The following is a 19,776-nucleotide window of genomic DNA, read 5'->3' as shown; positions in this document are numbered from 1 at the left end:
TGTTTTTTATAAAGCTAAAAAAACAAATTTTTCTTTAATTTTAATGTATTTTTAAGTGCTAAAAAGGTAAAAATTTGCTTTTTTAGCAAAAAAATGTATAATTATTATATTTATAAATATAATAGAGTGAAAATGAAGGGATTATAATGAGTAAGAAAATAAAAATAATTTTATCAGCAACTGCAATTACAACTGCAGCAGTTGGTACAACAGCAGTAGCTGGTTATTATTTTTTTAAAAAGAATGATCATCAAACTTCCATTCAACCAGCGGAAAATAATAATTCATCTAATAATCAAAATGTAGATGATAAACCTAAAATTAACCAAAATGGTTCAATAAAAAAAGACAAAAAAGTTTTAGCAACATCAAAAAATAAAGATGTAGAAGAAAAAAAAATAGAAGAAAATTTAGAAAAAAAAGATTCTAAAAAAGAATCTGAAATTTCTTCTAATCCTTCTGATGAAAATACTTCTGCTAAAACAGAAGAACCAATTGTAACTAAACCAAGTAGTGAAACTTCTAATTCAACAAGCACTGCTGAACAACCTACAACAAGCAAACCTAATAATAGTGATAATAATCCTAGTGAACCAGCTGTAGAAGAACCAGCAGTTTCAACAAGAGATGAAGAATTTGAAAATGTTGCTCATTTAGATGTAGCAATAGATAATAGCAATTTAAGATTTAGCGAAATTCACAAGGAAAACTTCTCAATTAATAATCCAAATTCTAACTTAACTTATGAAATTGAAAGTTTTAAATTAAACGATAATCAAACTTCAATTTCTATTGTTGTTAAAATAACAAAAGGTGAGCAAAGTAAAACTTACACAATTGAAAACTTTACTAACTTCAAAACAGAAGAGCAATATTACAATGAATTATTAACAGAAAAAATTGAACATTTAACTTTAATTACTAAAAATGAATCAGTAAATAAAAAACTAAATGAATATACAATTAATGACTTTGCAGTTAATATCCCAGATGATGATTATCAATATAACTTGCAATCATTAACACCAGTAACAGAAGATCAAGAAACTGGAATAAGAGTTACAACTATTAGTGGAACAATTTCTAAAGATAATCATTCTAAAGAATTTAGTTCACAAGTTAGTTGAAAATTTGAAACAGATAAAGAAATAGTTCAAAGAGTAATTAAGAACAAACAAATTTATCAAGCACAAATAGATAAGTTATTTAATAAACAACTTATTCCAAGTGAAATTGATTTAAATCCTGAAGTTTTATATTATCATGATACTCAAGATGATGTATTTTTCATTGTTAATAGAGCAGAAGAAAGTAATGATGTTGAAGGAACAACAAGATTACAATTCAATGTAAGAAAAAATGATTATGTTTCTTCTGTTGCACTAACATTTAATGGATTTAATAAAATAGTACCCGAAGATAAAGATTATAATAATACTCATAGATCTGCTGCTTGAAATATTAATGCACAAGAAGCAGATCCTACATCTTATAAAAAAGATTATGTATTTACTCCAATTGGTTTAGGTGGTAAAATTGGTCAAAATTATTGATATGTAAATAGTGATCAAAGTAAAGATATTACTTTTGAAATTAATAAGAAAAACAATAAACCTATTTATGTTTATAAGTTAGAATTAATCTTTTTATATTATAGTAATTATTATAAAGAATCTAATTACTATCATATAGAGTATAAAACAAGTGCAAGTGGTAATTGACATCAAGCAGATATGAGTACGATTGTAAAGCAGGAAATAAAACCTTGACCATATGCAATTCCACATATTACTAATACAATAGATATTAAAAAAGAAGTAACAGCAATTAGAATTGTTTTTGAAAAAGGAAAACAACCTTCATCATATGTAAATCTTTCAAGTTTAATGCCTTACATTAAAAAATATGATTATAGTAATGAAACTACAGATAATAATGTTGTAGAAACTACTACAATAGAAGAAAATATAAATAATACTGAAGTAACTAATAATTTACAAACTAATGAAAATCCGACATTAACTTCAAGTGATAATACTACAAGTAGCGAGCACCCGGTAACTTCTGCTGAAACACCGGAAGAACCATCAGTTGTAAATAGTCCAGAAGAACCAGTAGTGAAAGAGCAACCATCAACTCCTACAGACAATTCTACAACGACTGCAGTTGATGATCATAGTTCTGTAAATGATGATCAAAGTGCAAATAATACAAACTCTACAGAAGATATTAATGTTATACCTTCTACTCCAGAAGAAATAACAGTAAGTAATTCAAATGATTCAGAACCAACAAACGCAATAACAACTATTGAAGAACCTACAACAAGCGAACCTAATAATAGTGATAATACTACTAACGAACCAGTTGTAGAAGAACCGATAGTTCCTTCAAGAGATGAAGAATTTGAAAATGCTGCTCATTTAGATGTAGCAATAGATAATAACAACTTAAGATTTGGCGAAATTCAAAAAGAAAATTTCTCAATTAGCAATCCAAATTCTAATTTAAGTTATGAAATTGAAAGTTTTAAATTAAATGAAAACAAAACTTCAATTTCTATTGTTGTTAAAATAACAAAAGGTGAAAAAAGTAAAACTTACACAATTGATAACTTTACTAACTTCAAAACAGAAGAGCAATATTATAATGAATTATTAACAGAGAAAATAGAACATTTAACTTTAATTACTAAAAATGAAGCAGTAAATAAAAAACTAAATGAATATACAATTAATGACTTTGCAGTTAATATTCCCGATGATGATTATCAATACAACTTGCAATCATTAACACCAGTAACAGAAGATCAAGAAACTGGAATAAGAGTTACAACTATTAGTGGAACAATTTCTAAAGATAATCATTCTAAAATATTTAGTGCACAAGTTAGATGAAAATTTGAAACAGATAAAGAGATTGTTCAAAGAGTAATCAAGAACAAACAAGTTTATCAAGCGCAAATAGATAAGTTATTTAATAAACAACTTATTCCAAGTGAAATTGATTTAAATAGTTCATCACTTCATTATCATGATACAAAAGATGATGTAAACTTTACTATTTCTAGAGCAGAATCACTAAAAGATTATGAAGGAACTGCTATACTTGTATATACAGTAACTAAAAATAATGCATCTTCTACAACTTCATTAACATTCAGTGGTTTTAATAAGATAGTAGCAGAAGATAAAGATTATAGAAATAGAAATAGAAGTGCTACTTGAAATATTAATGCACCACAACAGAGTTCAAGTTGAAAAAAAGAATATGTATTTGATCCAGTAGGTGCATTTGGTAAAATTGGTAAGAATTATTGATATGTAAATACAAATCAAAAACAAGATATCACTTTTGAAATAACTAAGAAAAACAATAAACCTATTTATGTTTATAGTTTAGAATTAATCTTTATGAATTATTATGGTTATTATAAAGATCAACCATTCTATCATATAGAGTACAAAACAGTAGATGGTAGCTGACATAAAGCAGATATGAAAACTCTTGTTAAAAGAAATCAAAATCATCACACCATTCCACACACTCACAACACAATAGATATTAAACATGAAGTAACAGGGCTTAAAGTTGTATTTGAAAAAGGAAAACAACCAGCCTACTACAACCACATTTCAAGTTTAATGCCTTATATAAAAGAAAGATAATAAAAGGAAGTAATTATGAGTAAAAAAATAAAAAATAAAAAAGGAATAGCTCTTGGTGCTTTACTTGGAGCATCCATAGGTACAACAGCAGCTTTTGTTCCACATTTATTTAATGATAAAACTAAAAAAGCTGAAACAGTTAATATTAGTGAATTTGAAGCAACTAATATTGGTTTAAATAGTGCAACAGTTAAATTCAAACTAGATTTAGAAAAATTGCCTGAAAGATACAAACAAGCTTTATCTGTTAATCCTAAATTAAACGTTAACGTTATTGAAGCAAAAACAAATAGAATCGCTGATACAGATGTTGCAACTTACAATGAAGAAACAAAACAATTTTCACTTGATGTCACTTCATTAAAACCTGGAAAAATTTATAATCTACAAGTTGTTGATTTAAAACATGATAATTTAACTTTTGAAATGTCTACAAGTTCTGGATTTATTATTACAAAACCTGAACTTGAAAAAATTAATTATTCACTTGATAAAAGAAGTGCTAACTTAGAATTATACTTCTCTGATGAAGAAAAAATTCTTGTTGGTAAAGATGTAACAATTCAAGTAAAAAATAAAGATGATCAAAGTGCACAAGTTCAAACAATTACAGGAAAAGTAGTAGCAAAAGAAAGTCAAGATTCAGCAGGTAATAATAAAACTGATGTACTTTTTGAAACTAAATTAAGTGAACTAAAAAGAAATAACACTTATGAAATCACAAGTGTTAAAATCGATGATCGTGAAGTAGAGTCACATTCTTCACTTGAACGTTCATTTAAAACAACTATTCCTACTACAATCGTTACATCAATTGAACAAAAAACAAGTACTAAAAATCAAGCAACAGGTGAATTATACTTTTCTGCTGATGATTCAGATGCAGAAAATAAACAAATTAACGTAACTTATGCAAAAATAATGAAAGATGAACATGGAAATAAAACAGGTTATGCAACTCCTGTAACTCTTTCTAATTTAGCATTAACAAAAGTTAAAAAAGGTGAATCAGACTTTTATAAAGTAGACTTAACTTTAAATGATTTAGAACCAGGTTCTTCATATGAAATTATTAGATTATCTTCAATAAATAGCGATGATTTAGAACATGCAGTAAATGCAGTTTTACCACGTGAAGAAGCAGATAAATGAGTATTATCAACACAACCAGTAGTACAAAAAATTAATGTAGATACTCAAGTAGAAAAAACAGCATTTGTAACAGTAACACTAAAAGATGATTCATATACTAAAAACGGACAAAGTGCATATTTAAAATATGCTCTTAAATCAGAAAAAGACGACACAACTAAGAGTAAAACAGTTAAAGCTAATGTTGTAGGTAGCTTCATTAGATTTACCTTACAAGACTTACAAGGATTATTAGAATACCAAATTACAGAAGTAGGAATTGAAGAAAAAGGATCGGCAGATGCAACTGCTACAACAACTGCTTTTGATTTTGTTGATGATTTTGATGAAACAAACAAAACCTTCATTCCAACTGTATCAACTATTTTAATTCACGATGTTAACGTAACAGAAATAAAAGAAAGTACAGCAAAAGTTGTACTAGAATTTGAACCAAACAATGATTTTATTTTAAATAGAAAAGCAAAATTAAAATTTTCTGCTTTAGGTTCAAATGATGAAGTAACTTTCCCTTCGCCTACTGCTGATCAAACTACAGTAGAAGGTAAAGTTATTTCTAAAACAGGTGAAAAATTACAAGTAGAGTTTGATTTAACTAATTTAAATGGTGGAACAAGTTATTCTATTACTGGATTAACTTTAGATGAAGATTCAACTAAGAGTGCTGTTGAAAATAACTTAAAAATTGATTTTTCAATTAATTTAGATGGTTCAAAAAGAAGATTTATTACTAAACCAGTAGTTAAAGATATTAACTACACAAACTCAGATACTTCTGCAAGTTTAACTTTCACATTAGCTAACTCATATCAAAGTGGAAATAATGATAATTTTGAAGGAAAAACTGCAACTATTAAATATAAATTAAAAGTAGATGCAAATGCTAATCCTGCTCCTTCAGGTGATGAAACAGCAGAAAAAACAGTTACAGGAACTGTTCAAAGTAACTATATAGTTGTTGAATTAGATAATTTAACTCCAAATAAAACATTCGAAATTACTTCTGTTGAAGTACAAGGATATACTACTTCAGATACAACTAAAGCAAATGATTTATTACATATTTCTTCTAATATAACAGAAGAGCAAAAACTATTTTATACAACAGCTGTATCAGCAAATATTAATAGTATAGTTAATACACCACAAACTGAATCTACATCAAAATTAGTATTTACTTTTGATGAAAAATCAAGATTCTTAGCAACAAGAAATGTTACAATGACTTATAGAAAACTTAATGCAAGTGTTTCAACTGCTGATTCTACTATGGATGCAACAGTTAATGCTGATGGTACATTAACTTATGATTTAACTAGTTTAGAAATAGGTTCTAAATATATTGTTAAATCATTAACAGTTAAAAGAACAGATGCAGATGCATCAGATAAACCATTAACTAGAATTGTTTTTGATGCAAATACTATAACTGAAGATAATAAAATCTTTAGAACAACAAATGGAGTTAGTCATTTAGAATTCAGAACTCCTGTAGAAACAAAAGCAAGAGTTGTTGTAACTATTGCTGATGCAAGTCAAGAATATGCTAATAAAAAAGTTAAATTAACATATGCTAAAACAGAAGCAAATGATTCTTCTGAATTAACTACAGAAGCAGTTGATATTGTTAATGGAAAAGCAGTTTTTGATTTATCTAATTTAGAAAAAGTTAAAGAATATAAAATTACTCATGTTAAATTAGTTAAGGATTCAAATGAAACTGATATTCCTTTATCATCTAAATTAACAGAAGAAAATAAAAAATTCACTACTTCTGCCCAAACTGCTAAAGTACAAACAATAGAAGAAGATACAACTGCAAGAACTAAAAATTCAGCAGCAGTAACTGTTTCATTTGCAAGTGAAGATTCTTTCTTTGCAGATAACCAATATACTTTAACAATGAAGTATAAATTAAGAGGTTCTAATGAAGCAATTCAAACTGCTACAGGTACTTTAGAAACAACAGGAGATACTAAAAAATATAAATTTACTTTCTCAAGTCTAAAAGAAGGAGCAGTTTACTACATCATTGGATTTGATGGTTCTAAAGATAATAAAAATGTTGATGTTATTTTAGATAATGTACAAGAAAGTAGTAAACAATTTTCAACAAAAGCAACAATTAACTCAATTTCAGTAAATACTTCTGAAGAAGCAAAAGCAAGAATTGTTGTTAGATTTAATGATGCTAAAAGAGAAATTGTTAATAAAGAATTACAAATTAAAGTTAAAAAACAATCAGAAAAAGATAATGAAAGTGCACAAACATATACTGCCACAGCAAATTCTGATTCAGGATTATATGTATTTAATTTAGATGGATTGCCAAAAACTGAAACTTTAGAAGTAACAGGAATTTATGCTAAAGCAAATGAGTCAGCAAATGATTATGCTGAACAAATTGAATTTGGAGCAGATCAACAAAGTGCTTTAGATACTTCTAAAGTATTTACAGTATCAGCCACAAGTGCAACAGTAAATCAAGTTACAACAAGTTCTATAGAAAGAACCACTGCTACTGTAACCTTAACTTTTGATACTACAAAAGATTCTTTTGTTAATAGTAAAAAACTTAAATTAAAATACAAAGGACAAGATTCGGCAAATATTATTGAAACAACAGGTGATGGAGAAACAATCAATAATGGTTCTGTTACAGTTAATTTAACTGGATTAAAAGAAGGAATTAGATATGAAGTTGTAGGATTTACAATTGAAAATCTAAAATCTAATTTTGATTCAACAGCAAGTTCACAAGCAGATATAAGTCATAGAACTTTTGTAACAAAATCAGCAGTTTCAAGATATGAATTCTTCCAAACAAGTGAAACATCAACAAGAGTTGTTGTTTCTATTGAAGATAATGCTAGAGTTAAAGAAAACTTTAAAGCAAAATTAAAATACTACAAAACAAGTGAATCTTCAACTGAATTAGAAACACAATCAGTAAGTATTGTTAATGGTAGAGCAATTTTTGAATTAACTGGATTAACTAAATCAGGTTCATATACTATTAAAGAATTACAAATTAGTGATCAAGCAAATTCAGATACTAATTTAACCAAATTAGAAGAATTATCTACAGTTACAGCAGATAGTAAACAATTCACTTTAACTTCTCAAACTTCAGAAGTAACATCTGTAACTTCAACTACTACATTAAATAGTGCAACTGTAACTATTAAATTAGGTACTGCAGATGCCTTTACAATAGGTAAACAAGCAACATTAAAATTAAGAAAACAAGGTTCTGATACAGAAATTACTCAAACTGTTACTTTAACTAATGATAATAATGTTCCAAAAGGAGAATTTACTTTTAGTAGTTTAGATTCAGGTTCAATTTATGTTTTAACTGGTATTAGTATTACTGATGTGCCAAAAACAAACTTTGCACAATCAATTACTGATGCAAGTAAACAAGTAGTTACAACTCCATTAATTTCAAGACTTATTATTGCACCAAGTACAGAAACAACTTATGGATTAAGTGCTATTATACGTGATCCTTTATCAGGTTCAGGTGATAATAGATCATTTGATAATAAAAAAGTAAGAATTACTTATTATGCAACTGATGCACAAGATACTAAATTAACAGTTGATGCAACTATTAATTTATCAAGAATAGATGCAAGTTTAATTAATTTAGTAAAATCAAAAACTTATAAAATTGAAAAAATAGAATATAGTGCAACAGGTACTGAATTAACAGGAGATTTAACTGCATTAACATTTACTTCTGAAGTAACAGAAGAAAATAAACAATTTACAGTTACTCCAAAAACAGCACAAATTACTGAATTAAGTTATGAAGGTATAACAAATAACAGTGGAACTGTAAAAGTTAAGTTTGCTAAATCAGTTGATGAATATTTAAGTACTTCAAGTAAACAACTAAAAATTAAATATCGTTCATCAGAAGATTCAGAAAGTAAAGAAAGTACTTTATCAAGTGCAGCACTTGAAGGAGAAAATGTTGTATATACATTTAATTTAACAAATCTAGGACATGGTTCAAGTGTTAGAATTATTTCAGGAATAATTGAAGGAATAAATGTAAACTTTGCTTCTTCTATTACTGCGGAGCAAAAACAATTTAATACTACTCCAACAGTAAGAAATATTAGAAACTTTAAAGCAGATGAAGAAGGAAGTTGAAACATTGAAGTAAGACTAAAAGACTTAAAAGAAACTTCTGCTAATAAACAAGTTAAAATTAAATATGTTAAAGAAAGTGAAGAAAATACTGAATCAACTTCTGAACCTGTAACTGTTTCTTCAAACAGAGCAACAATTAAAGTAACTGGTCTTGAAAAATACAGACCTTACAAAATAAAACAAGTTATTTTAGTAGATTCAGGTGCAAATCCACAAGAAACCAATTTAGATTTTGAATCTTCAGTAGAAGATACTCATAAACAATTTAAAGTTATACCTAAATTAGCAACTATTGAAGCAGTTGAAGAAAAAACTTCAACCACAACTAGTTCATCATTTGTACTTCATTTCTCTGATGCTGATAGAAACTATTTAACTACTTACCACAATATAACTATTAAATATAGACAAAAAGGGCAAACAGAAATTAAAGAGAAAAATGGAACTGTAGATACTGCTACATTAAAAGCAACCTTTAGTTTTACAGTAGGACAAGATAGTTTTGTACAAGCTTCTTATGAAATCTTATCTGTAATTTTCCAAGGAGATCAACTAAATTCAGGAGTTAAAAATACAACTAACAACCCTGAAGGTGTATTAATTTTATTTAAAGATACTTTAACTAAAAATGATAGAACATTTGCTACAACAACAGATGTTTCATCAATTAGTACAACACCTGATGAAACCACTGCTGAAGTAACAGTAAAAATTAATGATAATTCTCAAACCTATGTAGGTTCAAGAATTAAAGTTGTTTATACTTTAAAAGATGATACAAATGAAATAACTTCAAGTGATGCAGAAATAGTGCCAAGTAATGAAAATGGTAAATCAGAAGCAGTTGTTACTTTAACAGGATTACAAAAAGAACATACATACACTATTAAGAAAGTATTAATTAATAATGCAGAAACTCCTTTTGCAAGTGGTTTTGAAGAAAATTCCAAAACTTTCAAAACAGTTGGAAAAACTGCAACAGTTACTTCTATTACTCAAGAAGAAAACTCAATTGCTAAAGATACAGCAACAGTTGCTGTAACATTTGATAGTGCAGATGCATTCTTAGCAGGAAGTACTACAGTAGAACCTGCTACACCACCTAAAAACTTATACTTAATTTTCTCTTCTAAAACAACAGGAGCAGTAAAAAATAGTAGTCAAAATGGTACTAATACAACAGCACCTGCTACCGCTGTAACTAAAGATGGAGATACTGTAAAAGTAACCTTTAATTTAAGTGGTTTAGATGCTGGAGATACTTATGAAGTAATTTCTGTACAAGAAAGAGTGGGAGAACCACAAGCAAATGATGTACAATTTACTTTATCTGATAGTTTAACTAATAAAGACTTTAAAACATTACCTGCTTTAGGTTCAATTACTAAAAATGTAAATATTGAGAAAAAAGCAATATTAACTATTGATGTAGTTAATGCTAATGATATTGTTGAACCAAGTGCTTCAACAAGTGGTACTTTAACTTATAAAAGAGTTGCTGATAATAGTGAGCATACTGCAAGCTTTACTTACAATAATAAAACTTCAATTCAAGTTGATTTAAATGATTTACAAAAAGATGAAGAGTATCAAGTAGTTAAAGCAACTATTAATGGTAAAGATTTAGAATTTACAAATGCAACTAATACAGATGCTAATAAGAAATTTAGAACAAGCGTTAGAACAGCAGAAGTAACTGTAACTGCTAATAGTGATAAAAAAGTTGGTACTGGTACATTTACTTTAACATTTGGAAATCAAGATGAATTCTTAAATAAAGGTTGAACTGCTAATATTTCTTATCAAGTAACAAATGGACTTGAAAGAAAAATTACTCATAATACTCCTGTAGATATTAGCAATAAATCTGCAACCTTTACTTTAAGTGGTTTAACAGGTGGACAAACTTATCAAGTTACTGATATTACTTTAACTAAAAAAACAGATAATAGTACATCTTCTGTAAGCAGTGTACTTGCAAGAATGCAAGGAACTAGTGGATTAATTAATACTAAAGCACAAGTAAAAGGTATTAGTTATGTATCTGCTAGTGAAGGAAATGCTACTGTATCTGTATCATTTGATAATACAAACTTAGATATTGCAAATAATGGAACTGTTGCAATAGAATATGAATTAGTAAATGCACTTAATGATGGAAATCACAGTGGAAGTGCAACAGCAACAGTTACTGTTTCTAATAATAATAATAATAATAGCGTTGCGACATTCAATTTAACTAACTTAGTTAAAGGGCAAGATTACAAAATAACAGCTATTAAAAAAGATTCAACTTCAGGTGAAAGTTTAACTTTCAACACTAACATAAATCAAGATACAATTCCAGAAAGAAGATTTAAAACTATTACACAAACAGGAGTTGTTAGTGCAATTAGTTTTGCAAATCAAACAGTAAATAGTGCTAATGTTACTTTAACATTTGAAGATGAATTTGTTAAAACAGGACAACAAGTTTCTCTATTATTTAGAAAAGTAGGAACTACTGATTCTTATAATACTGCTCTAGTAGATGTAGGTGCAAATAAACAAGTAACAGTTCTTTTAACTAATTTACAAGCGGGATCACAATATGAAGTAATTGGTGGAACACTAATTCCTTCATCTGCTTCAGTAAGTATTAAACAAGAATTAATTAATAATAACTCTAATAAGTTCTATACAAAACCAGAAATTTCTGCAATTGAAATTACTCCTACTTCTGAAACAGAAGCAAGAGTGGTATTAACATTTGCAGATGGTGAAAATTCATTAAATGGTCGCTCACTACATTTAACTGCAGTTCTTAAAAATGGTCAAGTTGCTTCAAGTAATCAAAATCAAGCAACTGCAACAGTGACTAATGGTAGTGCAACATTTAACTTAAGTGGATTAACTAAGTATACTGAATACAAAATAACTTCAGTTGCTGATACAACTAACAATAATACTGAAATTCCTTATAATCCTATCTTTGCAGATAACACTGGAGAGTTAAGAACTTCTAAAGAATTTAGAACACTTGGATTAAATACTACACTAGAGTTTGTAGCACAAACTTTTGGTGCTAGCTCTACCGATGCAACAACAGAAAATGCAAAAGTTAAATTTACTGTTACACAAGCAGATAGAATGTTTGCTAGAAATAAAAATATTTCTTTAAGATATGTACAACTAGATAACTCTGGTAATGAAATGGCAGATACTGAAAAAACTTCACCATTAAATGCAAGGTTAGCAGAAGATGGAAATATTGAGTTTGATTTAACTAAAGCAAGTGATGGACTACTAGATGGAACTAAATATAAAGTGAAAGAAATTATTGATCTTTCACCTGCAAGTGAAAGAATCACATTCAACTTACCTCAAAATGATTCAATTTTTGAAACATTAGTAAAACAACCACAAATTACAAAAATTGAAGCATTAAAATCAGAAGTAGATACAACATTAAATACAAATCTTAATATAGATCGTACAAAAGCTTATAAAACTAAATTTAATGTAATTTTTGATGATCCTAAATCTGCTATTAAATGAGATACATTAGATACTTGAAGTGTACAAGCAATTAGAAAAGCTAGAAATTCTTCAGAAAAAGATATGAATATTAAAAATAGTAATATTCATTTATCAAGGTTAGATAATACTTCAACTTTACAAGTAGAAATTACAACCAACAACATTGAAGATATTGTTGGTTCAGAAATTGTATTCCAATTTAATACAATTAAATATTCTGAAAAATTAGATAAATCCGATTCAAAAGAAATTCCAAATATTAGTCAAAACACTAAAGGTGGAAGATTAGTAGGAACAACCAAAGCAAGACTATTTATTGAAACAATTGCTTATACAACTATGTATGGTGAAAATTCATATGGAATAGGATTTAAAATTTACGATCCAACAAGAAGTTTAAAAGATACTTCTAATTATTCAGAAAGATCAAGTGATGCTTGATCAGAACTTATAGGTTATTCACCTTATAATCCTGTTGTTTTCCTTAAATCAACCGATGGATTTGGAGCACCTTCAAAACAAGGTTGAGCAAGTAATTCAGGAGATGGAACAACAGCAGGTACAACTATAAATCATTCTCAATTTATTACAGAAACTTCAACAAAAGCAAATTCTGGATTTAAGTTAAAACAAAATGCAAATGCTATATTAGGACAAAATCCAACTTGAACAAGTACAAGATTTAATATAAACTATACTTCAACATGAAGGGATGATACCAATCTTGATTATGCATATGTTTCAATATTAAGTTCTATTAATGACACAAGTGAACAATGAAGATTTTTCCAAAAATATGTAAAAATTGATAAAGAAGCTGCTTTTGCATTATTAAAATATGTACCAGCAATTAAAGGTCAAAAATATAGTGATGCAGGATATTATACTACTACTGGTTGAACAAGTGATATTTCTGAAGGATCAACACTTGCTAGTGAAAATGTATTTGAATCACTTCACTACTTCTTGCCATTATCACAAAATCCTGATGGCACAAAACCTTCAGATACTAATTATGCAGTAAGAAGTAATGGAGATGCAAACGATCCTGGTTGATTCAATAAACCTGGATTACATAGTAATGCTAATGAAGTTAATAGATTTGTAGCATTTAATAAAACAGTATGAAATAATGAAAACAAAACATTAAAAATGACTTATTTTGCTCCGCAAGCAAGTCAAAATATTACAACTAATTTAAAAGGTTATGCAGTATTTGAAGATAGACAAGGAAACTTATACTTTGCAGGTGATCAAAATGGAAATCCACAATCACTTGCAACAACTGATGTAAATGATAAATCAGTTACATTTTATGTAAACTATAGTGGAATTGCTGAAGATGAAAAAGCTCCAGAATCTACAGAATTTAGATTAATAGGAGTTTGATCACAAAAATCTGATGGAAAAGTTGGACCAGTTCTTATTGCGATGAATAATCAACCAGAAACATTAATCCAATTTGAAATTAATCCAATAAGCAATCCTGATTCTTCAGCATTGGCACCTTTAACTTCAAACTAACACATTCTAAAAACAAAATCTAATCTTTAAAAGGTTAGATTTTTTTATTTGGGTCAAACGAAGTTAAAGATAATAGTTTAAAGTAATTATCAAATAATTACTAGAAGAAGAAATTAAGTAATCTTTCTGTATACTAGGGTTTAAATTATTAACAAAATAAAAAGAAGAAAAAATTTTATTAATAAATTAATAAAGAATTTGTTTAGAAAATTTATTGTAATTGAGTTTTAAAATTGTGCTATAATGAAATTAGGTGAAAGGAAAAAATGAACAAAATTTTTAGTAACAAAAGAAAATTAATACTATGTGGTTGATTAAAAGAAAATGACATTAATTCTTATAATAATCCATTAAAACTTCAAAAATTCTTATTATTTTATGAATTATTTTCTAAAATAGCACAAGAAAAAGCAGATTTTTCTTACCTTAAAGGTTATGAAAAAGGACCTGTGTTTAGCAACGTCTATGGTGATTATAAAAATGAAAGAAGTACTTTTAACAAAATAGTAGAAGAAACATATAAAAACAACCAATATGAAGTTAATGATGATAGAGCATTAAAATGTTCTTTCATAGTGAAAACAGCAACTGAACAAGAGTTATCAGACTTTACTCATAAACTCAATTTATGAAAAGTTCAAGAAAATAAAATAATAAATAAAGAAAAACATATAGCATTAAATATAGAAAATTTTAATATAGATGATGAAAGAAAAATAAAAATAGTTGATGAAATTTATCAACTAGAAAAAATTAAAAATACAGAGATAATTAATATCAAAGATAAATATTTTGTTTTTAGTAAAGAAGATTTTAAAAATCTAACAGAAAAACAAAAAGAAATTTTAAAAGAACTTGCAGATAGTGATGAATTATATAATCCAGTATATGTAGAAATTGAAGAAGATGGTGGTTTATTAATTGATTAAAATTAAAGATGTAATAAAAATGAGAATCCCTTTCCCAAATAAATTTGGATATCTTGCAAGAAAAAGTCATATGTATATATGTATTAATAAAGTGAACAAAAAATGTGAATTTATTAAATGTCAAACTTATAAATTAAAAACAATTGACAATAATATAGTAAACAATTTTTACGAAGAAGAACCTAATATAGATAGAAATCCTTTCCTTCTAAATACATTAATAGATTTAGATAAAGTTTTTATAACTTATAATGTTAAATATGATGAAAAATTAAAAACTGAAATTCGACCTAATATAAGCGATAGTTTATTTAAAATATTACAAAATAAACTAAAAAAACAAAAATTTATTAAAATTTATTTAGATGAAGAACAATTAAAATTATTAAATAATTTAATTATTTAAGAATGATAATGAACAAAATTTTAATGTTTATTTATGCAAATGATTACAAAAAAAATGATATTATTTCTTATAATAATTCATTTAAATTACAAAAATTTTTATTATTTAAAAAGTTATAAAAATGTAATTAATAATGATTGAGCATTAAAATGTTCTTTCATAGTTAAAACAGCAACAGAAAAGAGTTATCAAAACCGACTCTTGAATTGAATTTATCAAAATCAAAAGAAGAATTAATAGATAAAAAAAGAAAAAAAGTTTCTCTAGATGAAAAAGATTTTAATACTGAAGATATAAAATTAATTGAAGCAATTAGTGGAATTTTTCCAATAGAACAAATTAAAAATTCAGAAGTACTAAATATAAAAGATAAATATTTTGTATTCTCAAAACAAGATTTTAAAAATCTAACAGAAAAACAAAAAGAAATTCTTAAAGAACTTGCAGATAGTGATGAATTATATAATCCTATATTTGTTTAAATAGACAAGAAGATGGAGGATTTATATTTGATTAATATTAAGGAAGTAATAAAAATGAGAAGAAAATCAAATTAAAATTTTATTAATAAATTAATAAAGAATTTTTTAGAAAATTTATTAGGATTGAGCTTTAAAAATGTGCTATAATGAAATTAGTGAAGGGAGAAAAATGAACAAAATTTTCAGTAACAAAAGAAAATTAATGCTATGCGGATGATTAAAAGTAAACGATATTGATTCTTATAATAATCCACTAAAACTTCAAAAATTCTTACTATTTTATGAATTATTTTCTAAAATAGCAAACGAAGAATTCGATTTTACTTACCTTAAAGGTTATGAAAAAGGACCTGTTTTTAGCAATGTATATGGTGATTATAAAAATGAAAGAAACACTTTTAACAAAACAGCAGAAGAAACATATAAAAATAACCAATATAAAGTTAATGATGATAGAGCATTAAAATGTTCTTTCATAGTTAAAACAGCAACTGAATCCACTTTATCAAAAGTTACTCATAAGTTAAACCTCTGAAAAGCAAAAGAAGAATTAATAAATAAAAAAAATAAAAATGTTCCTTTAGATGAAAAAGATTTTAACTATGAAGATCAAGAATTAATTAAAACAATAGATTCAATGTATTTATTAGAACAAATTAAAAATTCAGAAGTAATTCATATTAAAGAAAAATACTTTGTTTTTTCAAAGCAAGATTTTCATAATCTCACAGAAAAACAAAAAGAAATTCTTGAAGAAATAGCAGATAGTGATGAATTATATAATCCAGTATATGTAGAAATAGATGAAGAAGATGGAGGTCTTATATTTGATTAATATTAAGGATGTAATAAAAATGAAAATACCTTTTCCGACAAAACATAGTTTTTTAGCAAAGGTAGCACATATGTATATTTGTTTAGATAAACAAGAAGAAAAATATCATTTTTTAAAGTGTCAAAGTTATAAACTAGATATGTTTACTGATGTGATAACAAATTATCATAAAGAAGTTCCAAACACAAAAAGAAATCCTTTTACAAAAGCGACTCTTATAGATTTAGATAAAATTTTTATTACTTCTAAAGTTAAATATGATGATAGAATGAAAACGGAAATTAGATCAAATATATCAAATGATTTATTTATTGATTTAAAAAATCAATTAAAAGATTCTCAAATAAACATAATCAATCTTAATGAACAAGAATTAAAGTTGTTAAATAAATTAATAACTTAATTTTATTATCTTAATAAATATATGTTAATTAATTATATAAAGGAGAAAAATGGATAAAATTTTTAGTAATCAAAGAAAATTAATTTTAAGTGGTTGGTTAAAAGAAAATGATATTAATTCTTATAATAATCCACTTAAATTGCAAAAATTCTTACTATTTTATGAACTACTTTCTAAAATAGCACAAGAAAAAGCAGATTTTACTTACTTAAAAGGTTACCCTAAAGGACCTGTTTTTAGTAATGTTTATAACGATTATAAAAAAAATATACTTATTTTCAACAAAATTATAGAAGAAACATATAACAATAATAAAGATAAAGTAGATAATGATAGAGCATTAAAATGTTCTTTCATAGTTAAAACATCAACAGAACAAGAGTTATCAGAACTTACACATGAATTAAATTTATGAAAAGCAAAAGAAGAATTAATAAATAAAAAAGAGAAAAATATTATTTTAGAAGAAAAAGATTTTAACTATGAAGATCAAAAATTAATTAAAACAATTAGTGGAATTTTTCCAATAGAACAAATTAAAAACTCAGAAATAATTCATATTAAAGAAAAATACTTTGTTTTTTCAAAGCAAGATTTTCATAATCTCACGGAAAAACAAAAAGAAATTCTTGAAGAAGTAGCAAATAGCGACGAATTATATAATCCAGTATATGTAGAAATAGATGAAGAAGATGGAGGTCTTATATTTGATTAATATTAAGGATGTAATAAAAATGAAAATACCTTTTCCAACAAAACACAGTTTTTTAGCAAAGGTAGCACATATGTATATTTGTTTAGATAAACAAGAAGAAAAACATCAATTTTTAAAATGTCAAACTTTCAAGTGAATAATTATTAAGAAAAAATTAATACAAAATTATACTATTGAAGTTTCTAATATAAATAGAAATCCATTTTCAAAAGAAACACTTATAGATTTAGATAAAATTTTTATTACTTCTACAGTTAAATATGATGATAGAATGAAAACTGAAATTAGATCAAATATATCAGATGATTTATTTATTGAATTAAAAAATCAATTAAAAGATTCTCAAGTAAACATAATTAATCTTAATGAACTAGAATTAAAATTATTAAACAAATGAATAAATTAATTTTTAAACATATATGTAATCTAATTAAGTTATGTAAAGGAGAAAAATGGACAAAATTTTTAGCAATAAAAGAAAATTAATGTTATGTGGATGACTAAAAGAAAATGATATTAATTCTTATAAAAATTCACTTAAATTACAAAAATTTTTATTATTTTATGAAATTTTTAGTAAATTAGCACAAGAAAAAGCAGATTTTTCTTCCTTAAAGGGATATCAAAAAGGTCCTGTATTTAGTAATGTCTATGGAGATTATAAAAAAAGCAGACTTCTTTTTAACAAAGAAGCAGAAAAAGAATATTTAAATAATAAAAATAAAATAAATAATGATAGAGCATTAAAATGTTCTTTTATCGTGAAAACATCAACAGAAAAAACTTTATCAAATATTACTCATAAGCTCAATTTATGAAAAGTTCAAGAAAATAGAATATTGAATAAAGAAAAAAATATAATTTTAAATGAAAGTGATTTTAATCAAGAAGATGAAAAGTGAATGAAAAAAATAGATCGTATGTATCCATTAGAAATAGTTAAAAACTCAGAAGTAATTAACATTAAAGAAAAATATTTTGTTTTTTCAAAGCAAGACTTTCAAAACCTTACAGAAAAACAAAAAGAAATTCTTAAAGAACTGGCAGACAGTGATGAATTATATAATCCAGTATATATAGAAATAGATAAAGAAGATGGAGGGTTGCTAGTTGATTAAAGTTAAGGATGTTATTAAATTAAGAATTCCTTTTCCTAGTAAAATTTCATATTTAGCAAGAAAAACTCATATGTATATTTGCATTAAAAAAGAAGGAATGAATTATGAATTTGTGAAATGTCAAACATCAAAAGCAGAAATTATTAATTTGAAAATACTAAAAAATTATCACGAGGAGCAAGTGGATAAAAATAGAAATCCTTTTGTTGTTGAAACACTTATAGATTTAGATAAAATTTTTATTACTTCTACAGTTAAATATGATGATAGAATGAAAACTGAAATTAGATCAAATATATCAGATGATTTACTTAATGATCTAAAAAACAAATTAAAAAAATATGAACCTACTAGAATTTTACTCAATGAACAAGAATTAAAATTATTAAATAAATGAATAACCTAATTCTTATTATTGTATTTTTTCATTTAAGGTTAAATTTAGTAAGAAAATATAAAAATAAAAATTTACTTGAAAAATTTTGAAAATATTGTAGAATAATAAAGCAACTTAATTGTAATCAACATTTTTAGTGATTCAAATTCAATTATCTAAAAAATAATCATATAAAATATTTGGAATTTTGCAAAAAAGTGTTATAATTAATCTTGTATGATTTTCACGCAAAATCATTATGAAAATTAGATCTTTCAAAACTAGATGCAATAACCATAATAAACACACAAATCAATTTCAAGAGTTTGATCCTGGCTCAGGATGAACGCTGGCTGTGTGCCTAATACATGCATGTTGAACGAAGCAGTGCTTGCACTGACTTAGTAGCGAATGGGTGAGTAACACGTACCTAACCTACCTTTAAGATTGGGATAACTACTGGAAACAGTAGCTAATACCGAATA

11 protein-coding genes and 1 rRNA gene are annotated in these 19,776 nt (G+C 25.9%); all 12 read left to right on the top strand.

What is annotated here, in order from left to right:
• Nucleotides 1-146 precede the first annotated feature (146 nt).
• Nucleotides 147-3,668: a lipoprotein 17-related variable surface protein gene (locus tag ACXX89_RS01875; RefSeq protein WP_458557464.1), complete on the top strand. Its 3,522-nt coding sequence runs from the start codon at nt 147-149 to the stop codon at nt 3,666-3,668.
• 15 nt (nt 3,669-3,683) lie between these two features.
• On the top strand, nt 3,684-14,027 hold the full coding sequence (locus ACXX89_RS01870) for a hypothetical protein (RefSeq protein WP_458557463.1): 10,344 nt from the start codon (nt 3,684-3,686) through the stop codon (nt 14,025-14,027).
• 266 nt (nt 14,028-14,293) lie between these two features.
• The gene (locus tag ACXX89_RS01865) at nt 14,294-14,956 is read left to right on the top strand and encodes a hypothetical protein (protein WP_458557462.1); all 663 of its coding nucleotides are present in this window, start codon (nt 14,294-14,296) and stop codon (nt 14,954-14,956) included.
• Nucleotides 14,949-15,362 (top strand): hypothetical protein, encoded by a 414-nt coding sequence (locus tag ACXX89_RS01860; RefSeq protein WP_458557461.1) that lies wholly within the window; start codon nt 14,949-14,951, stop codon nt 15,360-15,362. Before ACXX89_RS01865 ends, ACXX89_RS01860 begins: the two co-directional genes overlap by 8 nt.
• 206 nt (nt 15,363-15,568) lie before the next feature.
• A complete protein-coding gene (locus tag ACXX89_RS01855; RefSeq protein ID WP_458557460.1) occupies nt 15,569-15,844 on the top strand; it encodes a hypothetical protein in 276 nt (91 codons plus the stop codon).
• A 169-nt stretch (nt 15,845-16,013) separates the two neighbouring features.
• The gene (locus ACXX89_RS01850; RefSeq protein WP_458557459.1) at nt 16,014-16,679 is read left to right on the top strand and encodes a hypothetical protein; all 666 of its coding nucleotides are present in this window, start codon (nt 16,014-16,016) and stop codon (nt 16,677-16,679) included.
• A 19-nt stretch (nt 16,680-16,698) separates the two neighbouring features.
• A complete protein-coding gene (locus ACXX89_RS01845; RefSeq protein WP_458557458.1) occupies nt 16,699-17,082 on the top strand; it encodes a hypothetical protein in 384 nt (127 codons plus the stop codon).
• A 49-nt stretch (nt 17,083-17,131) separates the two neighbouring features.
• Entirely contained in the window at nt 17,132-17,797 is a 666-nt protein-coding gene (locus tag ACXX89_RS01840) for a hypothetical protein (RefSeq protein ID WP_458557457.1), read from the top strand.
• Nucleotides 17,798-17,816: 19 nt separating this feature from the next.
• Entirely contained in the window at nt 17,817-18,203 is a 387-nt protein-coding gene (locus ACXX89_RS01835) for a hypothetical protein (protein WP_458557456.1), read from the top strand.
• Between the two features lie 46 nt (nt 18,204-18,249).
• Nucleotides 18,250-18,915, top strand: coding sequence for a hypothetical protein (locus tag ACXX89_RS01830; RefSeq protein WP_458557455.1), 666 nt, complete (start codon nt 18,250-18,252; stop codon nt 18,913-18,915).
• On the top strand, nt 18,908-19,321 hold the full coding sequence (locus ACXX89_RS01825; protein ID WP_458557454.1) for a hypothetical protein: 414 nt from the start codon (nt 18,908-18,910) through the stop codon (nt 19,319-19,321). Before ACXX89_RS01830 ends, ACXX89_RS01825 begins: the two co-directional genes overlap by 8 nt.
• Before the next feature lie 284 nt (nt 19,322-19,605).
• Nucleotides 19,606-19,776 (top strand): 16S ribosomal RNA (locus ACXX89_RS01820); the annotation flags it as partial.

This window comes from Mycoplasma sp. 1012 (assembly GCF_054343455.1).
Note: the sequence above shows the minus strand (reverse complement) of the source record. Positions and strands in the feature narration are given on the sequence as shown.